This is a genomic window from Ruegeria sp. YTSA075, from assembly GCF_059610245.1.
Genome location: NZ_JBXWNG010000001.1, coordinates 225,552 through 243,216 on the forward strand (window position 1 = coordinate 225,552; position 17,665 = coordinate 243,216).

General features: G+C 57.5%; 14 protein-coding genes. 10 read left to right on the plus strand and 4 right to left on the minus strand.

Annotated elements, in window-relative coordinates; translation table 11 throughout:
* Window positions 1-567: 567 nt before the first annotated feature.
* Together AC2FGE_RS01210 and AC2FGE_RS01215 are read left to right on the plus strand one after the other, a co-directional pair.
* Window positions 568-1,041, plus strand: a complete 474-nt coding sequence (locus AC2FGE_RS01210; RefSeq protein ID WP_496817370.1) for a hypothetical protein — start codon at window positions 568-570, stop codon at window positions 1,039-1,041.
* 17 nt (window positions 1,042-1,058) lie between these two features.
* The gene (locus AC2FGE_RS01215) at window positions 1,059-1,502 is read left to right on the plus strand and encodes a hypothetical protein (RefSeq protein WP_496817371.1); all 444 of its coding nucleotides are present in this window, start codon (window positions 1,059-1,061) and stop codon (window positions 1,500-1,502) included.
* 74 nt (window positions 1,503-1,576) lie between these two features.
* Here AC2FGE_RS01215 and AC2FGE_RS01220 read toward each other — a convergent pair whose 3' ends face one another.
* Window positions 1,577-2,311, minus strand: a complete 735-nt coding sequence (locus AC2FGE_RS01220; protein WP_496817372.1) for an FkbM family methyltransferase — start codon at window positions 2,309-2,311, stop codon at window positions 1,577-1,579.
* A 122-nt stretch (window positions 2,312-2,433) separates the two neighbouring features.
* Between AC2FGE_RS01220 and AC2FGE_RS01225 the strand changes: the two genes are divergently transcribed.
* Together AC2FGE_RS01225 and AC2FGE_RS01230 are read left to right on the plus strand one after the other, a co-directional pair.
* A complete protein-coding gene (locus AC2FGE_RS01225; RefSeq protein ID WP_496817373.1) occupies window positions 2,434-3,033 on the plus strand; it encodes a superoxide dismutase in 600 nt (199 codons plus the stop codon).
* A 272-nt stretch (window positions 3,034-3,305) separates the two neighbouring features.
* Window positions 3,306-3,767 carry a baeRF12 domain-containing protein gene (locus AC2FGE_RS01230; protein ID WP_496817374.1) on the plus strand — a complete coding sequence of 154 codons (462 nt, stop codon included), beginning with the start codon at window positions 3,306-3,308 and terminating at the stop codon, window positions 3,765-3,767.
* Between the two features lie 43 nt (window positions 3,768-3,810).
* On the opposite strand, the gene AC2FGE_RS01235 is transcribed toward AC2FGE_RS01230, so the two are convergent.
* Window positions 3,811-4,359, minus strand: coding sequence for an LOG family protein (locus tag AC2FGE_RS01235; RefSeq protein WP_496817375.1), 549 nt, complete (start codon window positions 4,357-4,359; stop codon window positions 3,811-3,813).
* 127 nt (window positions 4,360-4,486) lie between these two features.
* On the opposite strand from AC2FGE_RS01235, the gene AC2FGE_RS01240 reads away from it, so the two are divergent.
* Window positions 4,487-5,773 carry a LysM peptidoglycan-binding domain-containing protein gene (locus AC2FGE_RS01240; RefSeq protein WP_496817376.1) on the plus strand — a complete coding sequence of 429 codons (1,287 nt, stop codon included), beginning with the start codon at window positions 4,487-4,489 and terminating at the stop codon, window positions 5,771-5,773.
* Window positions 5,774-5,848: 75 nt separating this feature from the next.
* Window positions 5,849-7,654, plus strand: a complete 1,806-nt coding sequence (locus AC2FGE_RS01245) for an ABCB family ABC transporter ATP-binding protein/permease (RefSeq protein ID WP_496817377.1) — start codon at window positions 5,849-5,851, stop codon at window positions 7,652-7,654.
* Between the two features lie 65 nt (window positions 7,655-7,719).
* Here the strand turns inward: AC2FGE_RS01245 and AC2FGE_RS01250 are convergent, their stop codons facing one another.
* Window positions 7,720-11,487 (minus strand): efflux RND transporter permease subunit, encoded by a 3,768-nt coding sequence (locus tag AC2FGE_RS01250; RefSeq protein ID WP_496817378.1) that lies wholly within the window; start codon window positions 11,485-11,487, stop codon window positions 7,720-7,722.
* The gene (locus tag AC2FGE_RS01255) at window positions 11,484-12,713 is read right to left on the minus strand and encodes an efflux RND transporter periplasmic adaptor subunit (RefSeq protein WP_496817379.1); all 1,230 of its coding nucleotides are present in this window, start codon (window positions 12,711-12,713) and stop codon (window positions 11,484-11,486) included. The genes AC2FGE_RS01250 and AC2FGE_RS01255 overlap by 4 nt, the downstream gene beginning before the upstream one ends.
* A gap of 226 nt (window positions 12,714-12,939) precedes the next feature.
* Between AC2FGE_RS01255 and AC2FGE_RS01260 the strand changes: the two genes are divergently transcribed.
* The 4 genes from AC2FGE_RS01260 to AC2FGE_RS01275 all read left to right on the plus strand — a co-directional run bounded on the left by AC2FGE_RS01260 (window position 12,940) and on the right by AC2FGE_RS01275 (window position 17,635).
* Window positions 12,940-13,611: a hypothetical protein gene (locus AC2FGE_RS01260; protein WP_496817380.1), complete on the plus strand. Its 672-nt coding sequence runs from the start codon at window positions 12,940-12,942 to the stop codon at window positions 13,609-13,611.
* Window positions 13,612-13,650: 39 nt separating this feature from the next.
* Entirely contained in the window at window positions 13,651-14,973 is a 1,323-nt protein-coding gene (locus AC2FGE_RS01265) for a PQQ-like beta-propeller repeat protein (protein WP_496817381.1), read from the plus strand.
* A 48-nt stretch (window positions 14,974-15,021) separates the two neighbouring features.
* Window positions 15,022-16,485, plus strand: a complete 1,464-nt coding sequence (gene der, locus AC2FGE_RS01270) for a ribosome biogenesis GTPase Der (RefSeq protein WP_496817382.1) — start codon at window positions 15,022-15,024, stop codon at window positions 16,483-16,485.
* A 163-nt stretch (window positions 16,486-16,648) separates the two neighbouring features.
* Window positions 16,649-17,635, plus strand: coding sequence for a fatty acid desaturase (locus AC2FGE_RS01275; RefSeq protein WP_496817383.1), 987 nt, complete (start codon window positions 16,649-16,651; stop codon window positions 17,633-17,635).
* The last annotated feature ends 30 nt before the right edge of the window (window positions 17,636-17,665 follow it).

Sequence of the window (17,665 nt, forward strand, 5' to 3'; positions counted from 1 at the left end):
AGATTTCTCCTATTGCGGGTGTCAGCAGACTAGGGTAGCGATCTCTAAAAGGCTAAAATACAAGAACTTTGTTGTGAAATTCTTTAGACTATTCGTAAGCGGCTTAATCGCCATTTCAACTATACCTAACGTGACTATCGCCGAGACCTATTCCGAGACATTTGAATGTGTTTTTGGAAAAGGCTTGGCAAATCGGCCAACTCCGACACGTGTTGTTTTTTCAACTGATGCACGAAGGCAATCAGCTCTTCTACATGAAGTCGAAATGCGGGGTATAGACACGTCGAAACGATCGGCCTCAATCAACAGAAACAGCTTTCGGGTACTTTCGATCAGTTGGCCGGGCGACACCTATACGTTTTCACGAACCGGCAGGCGAACCAGAGGTGGTGACCCTCGCAGGATGGTTCTTGATTTAGGTCGCCAAGAATTTTCGATTTTCCTGGATCGTCAGACGATGAAGGCAATAGCCAGTTCGAAATCGAATGTACAAGCTTCGCATGACGGGAATGCCAATGGCGCGTGTGTTGAAGTGCAGTTTATCAATTAGAATGATGGAGTAAGGTATTGAAAAAGATATTATTTGCACTGGTACTTGGGCTGACCTTACCGGCTATGTCATCCGCTCAAACGTTCAAAGAAACCTATGAATGTAAGTTTGGCCGTGGTCTCGCGAACAAACCTACGCCGGAGTTTCTGGTGTTTTCGGTCGATGAATACGGTCGTTCGGCCTTTATTCACGAGATCTGGATGCCGGATATCGACACGCGACCGGGGCCCGCCAGGGTTAAGCGCGACAGCATACGAAATTTGTCAGTTGCCTGGGTCGGTCAAGACTATGTCTATACCTCGACCGGCAGAAGCTATGCGTCGAACGAGTCGCGCATTGATGCGATCGACCTGCTCACTCAGGAATTCACGGTGTTTCTGGATCGCAGAACGATGAAGGCGACGGCGCAATCCTCTTCGCAAACCGCATATCTGCCGCGCGACGGTTTTGCGCGGGGCAAATGCACACAGGTTCCAACACCATCCAGTTAACGAAACAGGTGCTTAAAATGAAAATGAAACTTCTTGCGATTGGTTTGTCTATGTTCGCCGCTGCGGCTCAAGCCGAAGTTGTGAACTATGAATGTAAGCTTCATAGTATGGAAGCTCGGGGATGGATTCCCCCCGAGGTTTGGCTGAGCGTTGATGCTGCAAACAAGCGTGCTCGGGCTTATGATGGAGCGATCCGCGAGGATAACAGAGCGGCGGGTCGGAACGAGCAGCAGCCCAAAGACACCAAGTTCAAGGTCAATCGTCGCGGTGAGTACCAGATGAATTGGCGGGTCAGCCTGATGGCCAGCGCGGGTGGCCAAGTACGTCTTTCCTACACCGCTATGTTGGACCCGCAGACCAATAAATTTGAGATGGTCGCACGCTTCCCGCAGGCGAATGTGACGAACCGACCCAGTGGTGTCGGTAGTTGCAAAGTGGTGAATACACACTCGTTGTACTGATATGCTGGTCGTTGACGGAGGAGCGTTTTTGGGCGCTCTTCCCGATGATCCGCCGCTGGCGGTTTCTCATCGCACTAAGACGTGAACAGATAAGTCTGGAAACCGTTCAAAGCACTCTCATCTTTCATCGAGTGATCGGACCCAGTGCCCTCTCTCTGGCAGGTATCATAGAAGGACAACAGATCGGCCAGATGCTTCATCCTGTCTGATCTCTCTTCCTCGCTCAGCAATGGCGCATGTGTCGACAGCAGCAACGTCGGGCGGTGCTGTTTGAGCCAGGGTATCAGCGTTGGCAGTACAAAAAACTCTGCCCCTTCAATATCCATTTTGACCAGTGAAACCCTCGACAGGTCACAGGTCGACTGGAATTGCTCCCATGTGATCGTCAGCGCGTCACTCCCATGCGTTTCGTCGTGCAGCAGGGATGTGGTCGAATCTCCGGGTTCGCCAAAAACCGAAGCCATTCGGGCCATGCCGAACCTGTCAGACAGGGCGACCCCGAAGGCCGAGACGTTCCTGATCTGGTTCAGGTCCAGATTCCACGCCAGAAACCGATAGGCCGAAGGGTCCGGTTCAAAGCAAAAGACATGCCGGGCTTTTCGGGCGCCATACAGAACAGTTGGTCCGACCCAGGCGCCGATATCCAGATAGTCACTTTCGGGCGACAGATAGTTGTCTAGAACCGCAAAGGTTTCGGGTTCCCATTTGCCGACTGACGCTTTGCGCCAGAACTTGGAATGATAGGGATCAAGACGAAATGCTTCGCCATTCAGGTTCCCAGCATAGTATCCGCGGGCGCGGTAAAACATTTTTCGCGCCTGTGTCAGCATCGCGGGTCTCCGGGTTTTCTTGTCGCAGCTCTTGACCTGCGGCGCTTGCCAAAGCATTTAACCTTTGGAAACCGCAACATTCATTTCAACAGGGGGCCGACATGGCTTTTGAACTTCCTGATCTTCCTTATGCACATGACGCGCTGGCAGCCAAGGGTATGTCTGCCGAAACACTGGAATTTCACCACGACCTGCACCACAAGGCCTATGTCGACAATGGCAACAAGCTGATCGCCGGCACCGAGTGGGACGGCAAGTCGCTGGAAGAGATCATCGTAGGTACCTACGATGCAAACGCCGTCGCGCAGAACGGTATCTTCAACAACATCAGCCAGCTGTGGAACCACAACCAGTTCTGGGAGATGATGGGCCCCGATGGCAACGCGATGCCGGGTGAGCTGGAAAAAGCACTGGTTGAAAGCTTCGGCTCGGTCGATGAGTTCAAATCGCGGTTCAGCGCCGCGGGTGCCGGTCAGTTCGGTTCTGGCTGGGCGTGGCTGGTCAAGAATGCTGACGGATCGCTGGCCGTGACCAAAACCGAAAACGGCGTGAACCCGCTGTGCTTTGGTCAGACCGCGCTGTTGGGCTGTGACGTGTGGGAGCACAGCTACTACATCGATTTCCGCAACAAGCGTCCGGTTTACCTGTCGAACTTCCTGGACAATCTGGTGAACTGGGAAAACGTCGCATCGCGGATGTGACCCAACGATCCGATAAAGGGTCATCAAGGGCCTGCTGGCGGAGACGTCGGCAGGCCTTTTTGCTGCGAAAAACCGTTCATGAACGAAGTTTCATCCTGAGACGGGATTGAATGCGGCCCTGCAATGCTTACCTAAGGTGAAGCGGTCCGGGAGAGCCGCAAACCACATACCAACAGACAGGCAACGCGTCGGATGCGTCCGGCAACGTGGGAACCAACCCCGCCTGATTGACGAGGGATGCGCCACAAAGAACATCATAACAGGAGATCTCGATGGTCGCACTTTCACAGGGAACTTGGGTCATTGTCGCAGATGGGGAGAAGGCATTGTTCATGGAGAACATCACCGATGCCGAAGATCCCAATCTGGTTGTTGTTTCAGTCGAAGAAACAGACATGCCCGCCGCACCGCCTTCTGACCGGGCAGGGCGGCGCAATGATGGCGGACCCAACCAGAAGTCGGCCTTGAATGATCCATCTTGGAAGGCCCATGCCAAATCTCTGTTTGTGCAGGAACTCGCGACCCTGCTGAACCGCAAAGGGCTGAAGGGTGCCTATAAGCGCCTTGTTCTGGTCGCAAGCCCGCATGTTCTGGGTCTGCTGCGTCGGCGGTTGCACAGCGAGGTACTGGCCAAAGTTGTGGCCGAGGTTGACAAGACTCTGACGAACCACCCGCTCCACAAGGTCGAACAGGTTTTGAGGCAGAGTCTTAAGCCCACACACCGTTTAGCGTAGCCCTGTTTGGGCGGCGCATGCCGCCCAGCCGTGCCGCGTGCGGTTAGATTTGTTCGCGCAAGGCGGCTATTGCCGCATCGGCGCTGTCGACCCAGGTGACAAACGCGGCAAGCGACTGTTCGGCAAAGCCCTGATCTACGACCTGATCCAGCAACGTTTTTAAAGCGTCCCAATATCCATCCACATTCACCACAACAATGGGTTTGTCGTGCAAGCCCAGTTGTCGCCATGTGAGCGCTTCGAACAATTCGTCCAGCGATCCGGGGCCGCCGGGCAAAACTACCACCGCGTCAGCGTTCATGATCATCACTTTCTTACGCTCGTGCATTGTTTCGGTGATCACGAAATGGGTTAGGTCGGTTTTGCCGACCTCGCGTTGAACCAGATGCACGGGTATGACGCCAAAAGTTTCTCCGCCTGCGGTTTGGGTTGCGCGCGCAACCTCTCCCATCAGGCCGACATCACCGGCGCCATAGACCAGGCGCCAGCCCTCTTCGGCCAGCAGAGTTCCAAGCGATCGGGCCGCGTTGGCATAGGCTTTGTTAGCGCCATCGCGTGACCCGCAATACACACAGACAGACTTCTGAAACATGAATTTGGCGCTCCGGGGTTGTGTCAGAGGTTTTGACCCGTGATAGCGGGATTGATAAATTGGCTCAACTGCCCGCCTGAACACATTCAGAAACCATGTGTTTATGCTGCGGGGTGAAAGGAAAACAATGGACGCCAAGTCGGGAAACGGAAGTTCGGGCAATTTCATTTGGGGGGTGGTTGTCGCAATAGTCGCGCTGTTGGGCTTAGGTGGGGCATACCTGTCCGGCACCTTTAGCCGCGCGCCGGAACAAGCGGATGTGCCTCAGGAACAAGCGGCAGATACCCCTGCGCCAGAAGCGGCAGAGCCGAACACCGAGACGGCAGAGACAGACACCCCTGCCGAACCAGACGACTCGACAGAGGTCGCGGCTGACACCGAGGCAGACAACTCCGTCGCAGATACACAGCAATTGGCCGCACCTGTCCTGGATCAGATCTTTGTTGAGAAAGATGGCAATGCGTTGCTGTCGGGTGAGGCCGAGCCCGGGAGTGAGATTCGGGTTTTGCTGGATGGTGAAGCTGTGCACAGCTTTACGGTCGACAATACCGGTCAGTTTGCCGAATTTGTTTCGATCCCGTTCAGTGAGGCCGCGCGGGGATTGGTGTTGGAAACGTCGGATGGAGAAACCACGGCACAATCCGACGACTACTTGATTGCGGCCCTGCCGAAACCTGTTGAAGAAGAGCAGGTCGCCAGCGCCGATCCTGCGGTAACACCCGAGGACAACGAGGCTGACACTCCGGACTCGTCTGACGCCTCTGACACCACAGACGCCGGGGAACAGCCCCAACAGTCTGCGGTTGCTGAGGCTGCGGCCGAAAGCACGTCACCGGCTGAAACCACATCAGATGATCAGCAAGTGGCCGTGTTGCGCTCGGGCGAGGAAGGGGTTGAACTGGTTCAATCTCCTTCGACGGAACCGACAGCGCCAGAGCAGGTGGAACTGGATACGATCGGTTATTCCGATACGGGTGATGTTCAGCTGACAGGCCGGGTCACCGACGGCTCCGCCGTGCGTCTTTACCTGAACAACCGTCTTGTTGCGGATGTCGCACCAGAGGCAGGTGGCAATTGGCGGGGTGAGTTGCAGGGGATTGAACCTGGTGTCTACACCTTGCGCGTGGATGAGGTCGCCACCGATGGTACCGTTGTCAGCCGCCTTGAGACTCCGTTCAAGCGCGAGCCTGTCGAAGTTCTGCAAGCGGCAGACGCTGCGACAACCGCGGACGCCGCCGCTGAAACACCCCCTATCCGTCAGGTTACTGTGCAAAAAGGGGATACCTTGTGGGCGATTTCGCGTGAACGTTTTGGCGATGGCGTCCTGTATGTGCGCCTGTTCGATGCCAACCGCGATTTGATCCGTGATCCTGATCTCATCTATCCGGGGCAGATTTTTACGATCCCCGAATAAAAAACGTCTGGCCCTTTTGGGGCCAGACGATATCTCTGACCGCAGATAAGGCACGTGATGAGACGGACGTCCCCTATGACTTCTGACGAAATGGCCGAGATCGACGAACGCCGCTCGGGCTGGCGGACGGTCCGGAAGGTCACGCCCTATTTGTGGCCCGAGGATGAGCCTTGGGTGAAACGCCGGGTTGTGATTGCGATGGCTATGCTGGTGCTGGCCAAGCTGATCGCTGTGTACACGCCGATCCTGTACAAAGGGGCGGTCGATGCACTGGCCGGGGAAGGGGTGCCGCCCGTGGCGCTGGGCGCAGTCGGGTTGACCGTCGCCTATGGTGTTGCCCGGATGCTGACGGTGGGCTTTCAGCAGCTACGAGATGCAGCCTTTGCGCCGGTGGGTCAGAGGGCCTTGCGTGCGCTGGCGCTGGAGACGTTTCAGCATATCCACCAGCTTTCGATGCGCTATCACGTCTCGCGCCGTACCGGTGGGCTCAGCCGCATTATCGAGCGTGGTGTTAAAGGCGTCGACTTTCTTCTGCGGTTCTTGCTGTTCTCAATCGGGCCGCTGATTCTGGAACTGTTGCTGGTCGCCATCATCCTGATGTGGCTGTTTGACGTTTGGTATCTGGTCGTCGTGGCCGTGACGATCGCACTCTATATCTGGTTTACCTTTGCTGTCACCGAATGGCGCGTAAAGCTGCGGCGCGAGATGAATGATCAGGATACCGAAGCGAACCAGCGCGCCATCGACAGCCTGTTGAACTTTGAAACCGTCAAGTATTTCAACGCGGAAACGCGTGAGGCTGAGCGATACGATGTGTCGATGAAAGCCTATGCCGGTGCAGCGTTGAAAACGGCCTATTCATTGGCATTTCTGAATTTCGGACAGTCCTTCCTGATCACCTGCGGTCTTATCGGTGTCATGGTGTTGGCCGCCATCGGGGTGCAAAACGGCTCACTCACCGTGGGTGATTTCGTGATGGTGAATGCCTACATGATCCAGATCACCGTACCATTGAACTTTCTGGGCACTGTTTATCGTGAAATCCGGCAGTCTTTGGTTGATATGGGGCAGATGTTCGATCTGCTGGAACAACCTGCCGAGGTTGAAGACAAGCCAGCAGCGCCGGACCTTCAGGTCAACGGGGGTGAGGTTACCTTGCAGGATGTGCGTTTCGGCTATGAGGCTGAACGCGAAATCCTCAAAGGTGTGTCCTTGACCGTCCCGGCCGGGCAGACAGTGGCCATTGTGGGTGCGACCGGCTCGGGCAAGTCGACGATAGGCCGTCTGCTGTTCCGGTTTTACGACGTTACCGGCGGATCGCTGAAGATTGATGGCCAGGATGTGCGCGATGTGACACAGGACAGCCTGCATGCCTCTATCGGTGTGGTGCCGCAGGATACTGTCCTGTTCAATGACACCATCCGCTACAACATCGCCTATGGTCGGGATGGCGCGACGCAGGCAGATGTGGAAGAAGCCGCCCGCGCAGCGCAGATACATGAATTCATAATCTCTCTGCCCGAGGGGTATGATACCAAGGTTGGTGAGCGCGGGTTGAAACTGTCTGGTGGTGAAAAGCAACGCGTTGGCATTGCCCGGACGCTGCTTAAGAACCCGCCCATCCTGCTGCTGGACGAGGCGACCTCGGCCCTGGATACGGACACCGAGCAAGAGATCAAGGATGCCCTGGCCCGCGCGGGTGAGGGCCGCACGGTCATTACCATTGCCCATAGGCTCAGCACGATTGCCGAGGCGGATCAGATTGTGGTTCTGGAAAGCGGTGAGATTGTCGAACAGGGTGCGCATGATGCGCTTCTGGCACGGGAAGGGCGCTACGCGCAGCTTTGGAGCCGCCAGCAATCCGACACTCAGGCTGCCTGATAGTATCGTTGCTTAGCTGTTGTCGGGCGCAACAAAAAAGGGCCGGATGATCCGGCCCCTTTGACTTATTCCGCAGCTTTCAACGGGGCACCGGGCGGTGCCTCTGGCGTATCGTGATCCGGTGCGGGCGGATCTGTCCAGACAAGCTCGGTTGCTTGCATGGCGCGCGCGCTGCGTCCGATGGCCATATCCTGCGCAATCTGGCTGGAGTGGCCCGCAGTTACACGTGCCAGCACTCTGCCCAACCAGATCGCGTAGGTGGTAAACCACACCCGCAGTGCCAGCATCGAAGGTGTCACGATCAGTGTCAGAACAGTTGCGATGCCCAACCCGAAGACCACGGCGGTGGCAAGCTGCTTCCACCACAGCGCGGTTGGGCTGTCGATTGTGTAGCCGCCATTGATGAAGTCCAGAGACAGGCCAAACATCATCGGCGTCAGGCCCGCCATCGTGGTCAGGGTGGTCAGCAGAACCGGGCGAATCCGGGCCTCGGCCGTGCGGACAATTGCATCAATGCGCGGCATATAGCGGCTGTATTCCTGATAGGTATCGATCAGAACAATGTTGTTGTTCACCACAATCCCCGCCAGCGCCACGATCCCGGTGCCGGTCATGATGATCGAGAAGGGTTGCTCCATCACCAGCATCCCGATCAGCACCCCGGTGGTGGACAGGACCACGGCCAGCAGAACCAGGATCGAGTTGTAGAAGCTGTTGAACTGCGCCAGCAAGATCACAAACATCAGACCCAAGGCACCGGCGAAGGCGTTCATCAGGAAGGCGCCGGATTCGGCCTGGTCCTCCTGATCGCCGGTCCATTCCCAGCTGATCGCGGGATCGAACGGGCTGGTGTCCAGCCACTCGGTCAGAACCGCGATCCGCTCGTTCGGGTTGATCAGGCTGGTCCGCGCATCACCATCGTCGATGGCTGTGCGCAGCTCGTCAACCGAAGCTGCACCCGTCAGCATCACCAGATCGAACCGCTTGCCATCCGGCATGGTCAGGGTTGATGCGGTGGGCTCTGCACCATCCTCAAGCGCGCGGACCACAGCCAGACGCTGTTCGGTGCCGTCATTGCTGTCCACAAACAGTTTGCTCAGCCCCGGTTCAACATCCGCTTTGACGTCATAGTAACGTTCCTGATCAATGCGGTTGATCTCTGCCAGTTTGGGCACTGGTTGGCGCGTGACAAAGTTCGACAAGGGCACCAACCCGTCAGGAGTACGAACCTTCAATGTATCCAGTGTGGACAGGACCCGGTCTTCCTCGGGCAGGCGAACGCGGATTTCGATCTCCTCATCCGTGCTGTCCGGGCGCATCTCACCCAGCAGAATGCCACGTGTGACAAGCTGAACCATCGCTCCAACGGTCGCCACATCGGCACCGAAGCGGCCCGCTTTGGCAACGTCCACATCGATCTGCCAGTCGATGCCGGGCAGGGGCAGCGTGTCTTCAACCTTGATCAGGCCAGGTGTCGTATCGAACTGCGCGCGTGCGGCGTTGGTAGCTGCGTTTAAGCTGTCCCAATTGTCACCCTTGATCCGCAGATGCACGGGCTTGGCCGAGGCGGGGCCTTGTTCGAGCGCCGCTATTTCGACGACAAACCCCGGCAGCTCGGCCAGTTGGGCGTTCAGCTCTTCCAGAACAAAGTCGCCGTCATATTCGGGGGCGACGGAATGGCGGTCAAACAGGCCTCCCAGAATAGGTTCGTGTACATTGGGGCGATCTTCCCATGGGATGATCTCGAATTGAACTCGACCAATGGTATCCGCCGGCGCGTCGGCCCCGCCAGTATTCTGGTTCAGGCCACCTTCCCCCGCGAACGAGAACACGTTGATGACCGCCGGATGCGCAGAGATAACCCGTTCGGCAGCGAGTACCATGGCGTCCTTTTCATCAAGCGAAAGGTTCCCGCGCGCGCGCACAAAGGCGGTGGCCTGTTCCGGTTCGCTTTCGACGAAGAACTCAACACCGCGATTGTTTTCGCCGAAATACGAGACAACCATCATAACAGCAAATCCTACTGCGACGATCGAGACGATCGGCATGATCGGATTGCCGACCAGGAACTTAATCGCGTAGCCAAAGGGTGTGTGTTCTTTCGCTGTATGAACGGTGGTGTCGGGGGCACGTTCGATCTTGGCCGCGCCCAAGGTTACTGACCCGGCAAATGCGCCAAAGATCATCAGCACGGCGCCGGCAAATGATCCACCAACCGGCAGCAGGTATCCCGGGTTCAGGACCTGCATAGCCCCCAGGAACACAAGGTAGAATGACGGCGCAACCAGGACAGCACGCAACCACCATGGCGTACGCGCGCGCAACCAGTTGGACGAACGGTCGAAGATACGGCTCAGCCGTCCCGACACGCCGCCCATCACCGGCAGGTAGATCAGCGCGACGATCAGCGAGGCTGACAGAACAAAGATCAGGGTGACCGGCAGCATCCCCATGAATTCACCTGGAATGCCGGGCCAGAACAGCATCGGCAGGAAGGCACAAAGCGTTGTGGCGGTTGACGAGACGATAGGCCAGAACATGCGTTGCGCCGCCTGCACATAGGCATGCATCGGCCCAACGCCTTCCTTGATGCGCTTGTCCGCGAATTCGACCACCACGATTGCGCCGTCCACCAGCATACCCACGGCCAGGATCAGGCCAAACATCACGATGTTCGAAATACTGACGCCCATCACCGCAAGGAATGCGAAACACAGCAGGAACGACGTCGGGATCGCGAAACCCACAAGCAGGGCCGCACGAGAGCCCAACGAGGCCAGCACGACGATCATCACCAGCGCAATCGCTGTTAGAACCGAGCCTTCCAATTGGCTGACCATCGAGCCGACAATGCGGCTTTGGTCATTGGATGTGCCCACATCAACCGCGGCTCGCAATTCAGGCGGCCATTTGCTTTGCGCCTCGGCCACAGCGGCTTTGACCTGATCGACGGTGTCGATCAGGTTGAACCCTTTGCGTTTGACCACCTGCAAAGCGACGGTTGGCACATTGTCGAAACGGGCCGTTCCTTCGCGATCTTCAAAGGTATAGTTGATCTCGGCCAATTCGCCCAAGGTGACAACCCGGTCGCCATTGACCTTGATCGGCAGGCCATAAACGTCTTGTGCGGTTTTGAATGACGACGGGATTTTGACCGAGAATGTGCCTTGTGCCGTGTCGACTTCACCCGCAGCGATTAGCTGGTTGTTGTTTCGAACAACATTGATCAACTCAGCCGCGGTAACGTTGTAGGCCTCAAGTCTTAAGGGATCGATGATGACTTCCAGCAGTTCGTCCCGATTTCCGGCGATCCCGGCCTCGAGCACCGAATCCAGGGCTTCCAAATCATCCTGCAAGTCTTTGGCAACGCGTGCCATCGTGCGCTCCGGCACCGCGCCGGTCAGGTTGACGATGACGATCGGGAATTCTGAAAAGTTTATCTCGAACAGTGAATATTGTTCGGCCCCTTCAGGGAACTCGGCCTGTGCGCTGTTCATGGCATCGCGTACATCGGCCATGATCGCGGTTTTGTCCCACCCGAAATCAAATTCGAGCGCGATACCGGCATAGTCTTCGGCAGCCGTGGCGGTCATTTCTTTCAGACCGTCAAGATCAGCAAGTTCCGTCTCCATTGGCTTGACCAGCAAGTTTTCGGAATCCTCGGCGGAAATGCCCGGAAACTGGACCGAGACAAACAGGGCCGGGATTTCAATATCCGGCTCGCCTTCTTTCGGCAGATTCACATAGGCAAAGCCGCCAATGACCAGTGAAATGGCGATAAAGGCCAGAACCATTCGGGCCCGATCAGCGGCCCATGCGACAACACCTGTCATTGCGACACTTCCTGATAGGTTGGGGCAACAGTGACGCCCCGGATCACGAATTCCTGTCCGACAACGACAATATCAACGGTTTCTGCCAATCCGCCAACCCAAACGCCCTCGGCCGTGTCGCGCAGCACGCGGATGGGTGCAAAATCGACAATATTCCCCGCTCCGACCGTCCGAACGCCCAATTGGCCCTCGTTATTCAGCGTCAGGGCCGACTGAGGCAGCAAATGCGCCTTGGCCCCTTCGGCGGCAATGCGAATCGTGGCGGTTTGGCCATCGCGGATGGTCAGGTCCGGGTTGGGCACGGTGATTTCCACCTCGAAGGTGCGGGTGGTCTCGTCCGCCGAACGGCTGAGGAATGTCACGCGACCTTCAACCTGTCGGCCCGTGACCAGTTGTGCGGAGGCCTCGGCGCCAACTTGTACGCGGTTGACCTCGGTCTCGGGCACGAACCCGACCAGCTTGATCGGGTCCAGCTGAATTACCGTGGCACAAAGAGAGCCAGGCTGCATCAGGCTGCCCAGTTCCGCGGTGTCGCTTTCCAGCAGGCCCTGAAACGGGGCTTCGATGGTCAGGCGTTTGATCTCACGCTCGGCGGCTTCGACCACTGCCGAGGCTGCCTCGATACCCGCGCGGGTGGCTTCTAACCCCGCTTCGGCGGATTTGATACCGGCTTCGGCGGTACTCATCGCAGCTTCGCTGGAAATACGACGGGTCTCTGATCCGAACCCGGTTTCTGACAACTTCTGAGCCGCGGTCAGGTTGATTTGCGCTTCGGCAACTAGGGCGTGCGCCTCTTCCAACCGCGCCTCGGATTCGGGCACACGGCTTTCTGCTTCCAACTTCCGGGCCATGGCCTCGGCGAGGCTTGCAGGGCGGCTGCCAGGATCAAGTTCGCACAGCAGATCGCCGCTTTCGACAAAGGTGCCGCGCCGCTTGGGTTCTGACACAACGGTCGATGTGGTTTCGGCCAGCACTTCGACCTGACGGTTCGCTTGTGTTTCACCACGCAGCAGAACAGCGCTGTCGATCTCGCGCGCTTGTGAGCGGATGGCCACCACGCGCACCGCGTCGTCGGCTGCGGCGGTGCCGTCGGGGTTTTCACCCTCAGAGGCAGGTGCATTCGCGTCGTCGCGCCCGGCAAATGCAAACAACGAGTCGCGCTCGAAAACCAGAAAATACAAGGCAACAATCACCAGAAGGGCGTTGATGAATGAAATCAACCGCATAAAGTGGTACTCCCAGAGTTCCGCATCAGAAAATATCTGACATTCATGCCTGTAGATGGGGGGTGGCATGTGGATTTTCTACGCTGAACTGAATAGTTCGGTTCACTTTTTTTCGCAAGGGCGGACTCTTACTGCAAGATCGTGCAAAATCCGGCTCTTGGCTTGGCCGTGGTGGCGGGGTATGACATGGCGCACGAATGCAAGATAGAACAGCCCGGGGGCAGGGATGAGCGATACTGACAGTTTCATCGATGAGGTCACAGAAGAGGTCCGGCGCGACCGGATGTACCTGCTGTTGCGCCGCTGGGGCTGGGTTGGTGTTGTTGCTGTCATTCTGATCGTGGGTGGTGCGGCCTTTAACGAGGTTCGCAAAGCGCGCGAGACTGCCCGGGCGCAGTTGCTCGGGGATGAGATTCTTTCGGCGTTGTCCGAGAATGATTCCGCCGCGCGGGCTGCTGGTTTGCAGGGGATTGAGCCGCAATCTGCGGGTGGTGAGGCGGTTCTAAATATGTTGCTGTCCGCATCGCAGATCGAAGCCGGTTCTGAGACGGATGCAGTATCCAGCCTGAATGCAATCGCTGTGCAAGGTGATCTGCCGGAAATCTATCGCGCCATTGCAAGCTTCAAGGCGCTTTTGCTGCAGACAGATACGATGCCAGTCGCGGATCGGCGTTTGCAGTTTGAAGCGTTGGCCGCTCCGGGTGCACCGCTGCGTTTGTTGGCGGAAGAACAATTGGCGTTGATCGACATTGCCGAAGGCAATGTGGATGCGGCGCTGGATCGTCTGCAAGCGCTGCGACAGGATGCCGAGATCGGGATCGATATGCAGCAGCGTGCCACGCAATTGATCACCGCTTTGGGTGGCGATCCGGACCCGTTGGTGGCACAACAGGGCTAAGCTGACGGGAAGACAAAGGACAGGCGAGTTCGGATTGATATGGTAACAAATTTTTTCTCCCGCATGGGGCTGCCCGCTGCGGCGATTGCCCTGACCACGCTGGCTGCATGCCAGGAGCCCGAGATTATCCTGCCCGGCGCACGCGAAGACATTCGGCCCGCTTCCGATACCGAAACTGTGGAAACGCAAGGGTCACAGCCCATCAGCCTGCCTGCGCAAACCGCGAACAGCAGCTGGTCGCAAAGCCCCGGTACGCCAGCCTTCAGGACAACCCATGCCGCGTTGCGCGCCACCCCGCAACGGGTGTGGTCGACTTCGATCGGCGCGGGCGACTCGCGCAAGCAGCGCATCACTGCCGAGCCCGTTGTTGCCGGTGGCCTGATCTATACGCTTGATGCGGCCAGCACCGTTTCGGCGGTGACGCCCCAGGGGCAGATCGCTTGGACTGCGGATCTTATCCCTGCCACCGACAAAGACGGCGATGCCACGGGTGGTGGCATGGCCTATGCGGATGGGGTTCTTTACGTGTCATCCGGTTTTGGCCGTCTGACAGCGTTGGACGCCAAAAGTGGCGCCGTTCGCTGGCAGAATCGCCTGAACGCTACAGGTAGTGGATCGCCCTTGGTGTCGGATGGGCTGTTATATCTGGTCGCAGGCGACGAAACCGGCTGGACCATCTCAACCAAGGATGGGCGCATCGCCTGGCAGATCGAGGGCACCCCGAGCGTCGGCAATGTTCTGGGTGCGCCTGCGCCCGTCATTGCCTCGGACCTTTCGGTGTTTGCGTTCGGATCAGGGGACATCGCGGCCACCTTCCGACGCGGTGGCATCCGCCGTTGGAACGCCTCGGTTGCTGGTGGGCGCCGGGGGCGGGCTGCTGCTCAGATTGTGGACGTCACGGGATCACCCATGGTGGTCGGCGATACGATCTACATCGGAAATCACTCGGGCCGCACGGTTGCGTTTGACGCCGCATCGGGCGAGCGGAATTGGACAGCAGATGAAGGCGCGGTCGATACGGTTTGGCCTGCAGGCAATAGCGTCTTTCTGATCAGTGACCGCAGCCAGTTGGTACGCCTGAGTGCTGCTGACGGTTCGGTCATCTGGGCGCATGACCTTCCGGGCTTTGTGAAAGATCGCCCAGGACGGCGCGGGCCGATTGTGGCCCACTATGGCCCGATTTTGGCCGGTGGGCGTCTTGTGGTGGCTTCCAATGATGGCTATCTGCGGTTCTTCAATCCGGTTGACGGATCGCTGATTAATCAGGTCGAGGTGCCGGGTGGCGCAACAACAACGCCTGTTGTGGCCAACCAGACATTGTATGTCGTTTCGACCAAGGGTGATCTACACGCTTTCCGTTGACCTAAAGATGCGCTAAAGGGCGCATCTTGAGTCTTGAAAGTTGAGAACATGTCACTGACCCTCGCCATCGTGGGGCGCCCGAATGTGGGCAAATCCACCCTGTTTAACCGCCTTGTGGGCAAGCGTTTGGCCTTGGTCGACGATCAGCCCGGCGTGACGCGCGACCTGCGCGAAGGCGAAGGGCGGCTGGGCGATCTGCGGTTCACCGTGATCGACACGGCCGGCCTTGAGGATGCGACCGATGACAGCCTTCAGGGCAGAATGCGCCGTTTGACCGAACGTGCGGTGGATATGGCCGATGTGTGCCTGTTCATGATCGACGCGCGTACGGGGTTGACCCCGACGGATGAGATGTTTGCGGAGATCCTGCGCAAACGCTCGAAACACGTGATTTTGGCTGCCAACAAGGCCGAAGGTTCGGCGGCGGATGCGGGTGTGTTGGAAGCATACAATCTGGGCTTGGGTGAGCCAGTGCGCCTATCAGGAGAGCATGGCGAGGGGATGACGGACCTTTATGCTCAACTGATGCCCTTGGCAGATGCGGCTGAGGAAAAGGCCGAGGATGACGCGCCCGAAACCGATATCGAAATTGATGAGGATGGAGAGGGCGAAACACCTCTGATCACTGCGGCGAAGCCCTTGCAGGTTGCCGTGGTAGGTCGCCCGAATGCGGGTAAATCCACGCTGATCAATAAGATTATTGGTGAAGACCGCCTGCTGACCGGTCCCGAAGCCGGGATTACCCGCGACGCGATCAGCTTGCGGATTGACTGGGCCGATCCCGATGGCGACAGCACTCCTATGCGGATTTTCGACACGGCGGGGATGCGCAAAAAGGCCAAGGTTCAGGAAAAGCTTGAAAAGCTCTCGGTCTCGGATGGCCTGCGCGCGGTCAAGTTTGCCGAGGTCGTGGTGGTTCTTCTGGACGCAGCGATTCCCTTTGAACAGCAGGACCTGCGCATCGCTGATCTGGCCGAGCGTGAAGGGCGCGCCGTGGTGGTTGCCGTCAACAAATGGGATATCGAAGAGGACAAGCAGGACAAACTGCGTGACCTCAAGGAGTCGTTTGAGCGTTTGCTGCCGCAACTGCGCGGTGCGCCGTTGATCACCGTATCGGCAAAGACGGGTCGCGGGCTTGAGCGCTTGCGCGCCGCGATCCTGCGTGCGCATGACATCTGGAACCGGCGTGTACCCACCGCGGCGCTGAACCGCTGGCTGACCGCGATGCTGGAACAGCACCCGCCACCAGCGCCCCAGGGGCGTCGGATCAAGCTGCGTTACATGACCCAGGCCAAGACCCGCCCGCCTGGATTTGTGGTGATGTGTTCACATCCCGACAAGATGCCCGCCAGCTACACCCGCTATCTGGTGAACGGCCTGCGCGAGGATTTTGATATGCCCGGCACGCCGATCCGCCTGACCCTGCGGGGGCAGGGCGACAAGAACCCATATAAGGGACGGCGCAAGAAAAACGCCGGTGCTTTGGCCAAACATCTCAAGGGCAAGGCGTAACTGCGCCAATTTTCAGTGTTTTTAGCCTGAGGGCGTGACAGCGCCTTTTCCCCGCGCTAGCATTCTACTGCGCGCATATGTTTCATGCGCGTGGCTTGTGCATGTGCAAGTCGCGCCTATTTTTTGGTTCAAATTTAACCGGGCCTCGTGGGGAGCGCGTTGGATGGATCTGAGGGAATATACAAGACAATACGCCGTTCAGGATAATAGGCTGGCAGCGTTAAGCTATTTCGGAACTTTTGCGGTGTACTTTGCATCGCTGGCTCTGGCGATCGGCTTTGTGGATCGCTGGTATATCATGGTCCCGGCGGGGATCGTTTTTGCCTTCTCAGCCGTGCGTCTGTACGTGTTGCAACATGATTGCGGACATCATTCACTGTTTGAGACACGGCAACAGAATGAATGGGCGGGACATGGGTTGTCTCCGTTCACCTTCGCCCCGTTCGAGGTGATGAAGCAGAACCACAATCTGCATCACTCGGGGATCGGCAATCTGGAACACCGTGAAACCGGAGAAATCCACACGATGACCCTGCGGGAGTGGTCTGAAGCAGACTGGAAGAAACGCCTGTTTTATCGCCTGTATCGCAACCCGTTCATCCTTGTGCCGGTCGGGGCGTTGTTCACCTACTTCATCCGCTATCGCTGGCCCAAGAACACTGTGCGGTTCGGCGTAACGGGTGTTCTTTTGCATAACCTGTCGATCATCGTGTTTCTGGGTTTACTCTGGCTGATCGCAGGCACAACGGGCATTCTGATCTGGCTTGTGTTTTCGTTTATCGGCGGAATGCTGGGTGTGTTCCTTGTCTATCTTCAGCACAATTTCGAAGACACCTATTGGGATCGGCGGCCTGATCTCGATCCTAAAATCGCGGCGCTACAGGGATCTTCTGCTTTGGACTTTGGATGGTGGTTCGACAATGCTGTGGCCTGTATCACCTTGCATGATATCCACCATTTCAATGCCCGCATCCCGTCATATCGGTTGCGCGCCTGCCACTATAATTTGCCGCCCGAATACACCCCGCGCCGGATCAAGTTCCCCGAGGCGGTGGCGGCGTTGAACCTGAAACTTTGGGACGAAGATGCAAAGCGTCTCGTGCCTTTTCCAAAGAAAGGGCACACGGCCAATCTGGCCCATAGCAGTTGAGATCGCAGCAGGTGGGCCTCGTGACTTGAA

Bases quoted from the DNA above. Each gene is read 5' to 3' on its own strand.
- AC2FGE_RS01225 (WP_496817373.1), top strand. From the start codon at position 2,434: ATGGCTTTTGAACTTCCTGATCTTCCTTATGCACATGACGCGCTGGCA.
- AC2FGE_RS01275 (WP_496817383.1), top strand. From the start codon at position 16,649: ATGGATCTGAGGGAATATACAAGACAATACGCCGTTCAGGATAATAGG.
- AC2FGE_RS01250 (WP_496817378.1), bottom strand. From the start codon at position 11,487: ATGACAGGTGTTGTCGCATGGGCCGCTGATCGGGCCCGAATGGTTCTG.
- AC2FGE_RS01265 (WP_496817381.1), top strand. From the start codon at position 13,651: ATGGTAACAAATTTTTTCTCCCGCATGGGGCTGCCCGCTGCGGCGATT.
- AC2FGE_RS01245 (WP_496817377.1), top strand. From the start codon at position 5,849: ATGACTTCTGACGAAATGGCCGAGATCGACGAACGCCGCTCGGGCTGG.
- AC2FGE_RS01255 (WP_496817379.1), bottom strand. From the start codon at position 12,713: ATGCGGTTGATTTCATTCATCAACGCCCTTCTGGTGATTGTTGCCTTG.
- AC2FGE_RS01235 (WP_496817375.1), bottom strand. From the start codon at position 4,359: ATGTTTCAGAAGTCTGTCTGTGTGTATTGCGGGTCACGCGATGGCGCT.
- AC2FGE_RS01215 (WP_496817371.1), top strand. From the start codon at position 1,059: ATGAAAATGAAACTTCTTGCGATTGGTTTGTCTATGTTCGCCGCTGCG.
- AC2FGE_RS01260 (WP_496817380.1), top strand. From the start codon at position 12,940: ATGAGCGATACTGACAGTTTCATCGATGAGGTCACAGAAGAGGTCCGG.
- AC2FGE_RS01230 (WP_496817374.1), top strand. From the start codon at position 3,306: ATGGTCGCACTTTCACAGGGAACTTGGGTCATTGTCGCAGATGGGGAG.
- der (WP_496817382.1), top strand. From the start codon at position 15,022: ATGTCACTGACCCTCGCCATCGTGGGGCGCCCGAATGTGGGCAAATCC.
- AC2FGE_RS01220 (WP_496817372.1), bottom strand. From the start codon at position 2,311: ATGTTTTACCGCGCCCGCGGATACTATGCTGGGAACCTGAATGGCGAA.
- AC2FGE_RS01240 (WP_496817376.1), top strand. From the start codon at position 4,487: ATGGACGCCAAGTCGGGAAACGGAAGTTCGGGCAATTTCATTTGGGGG.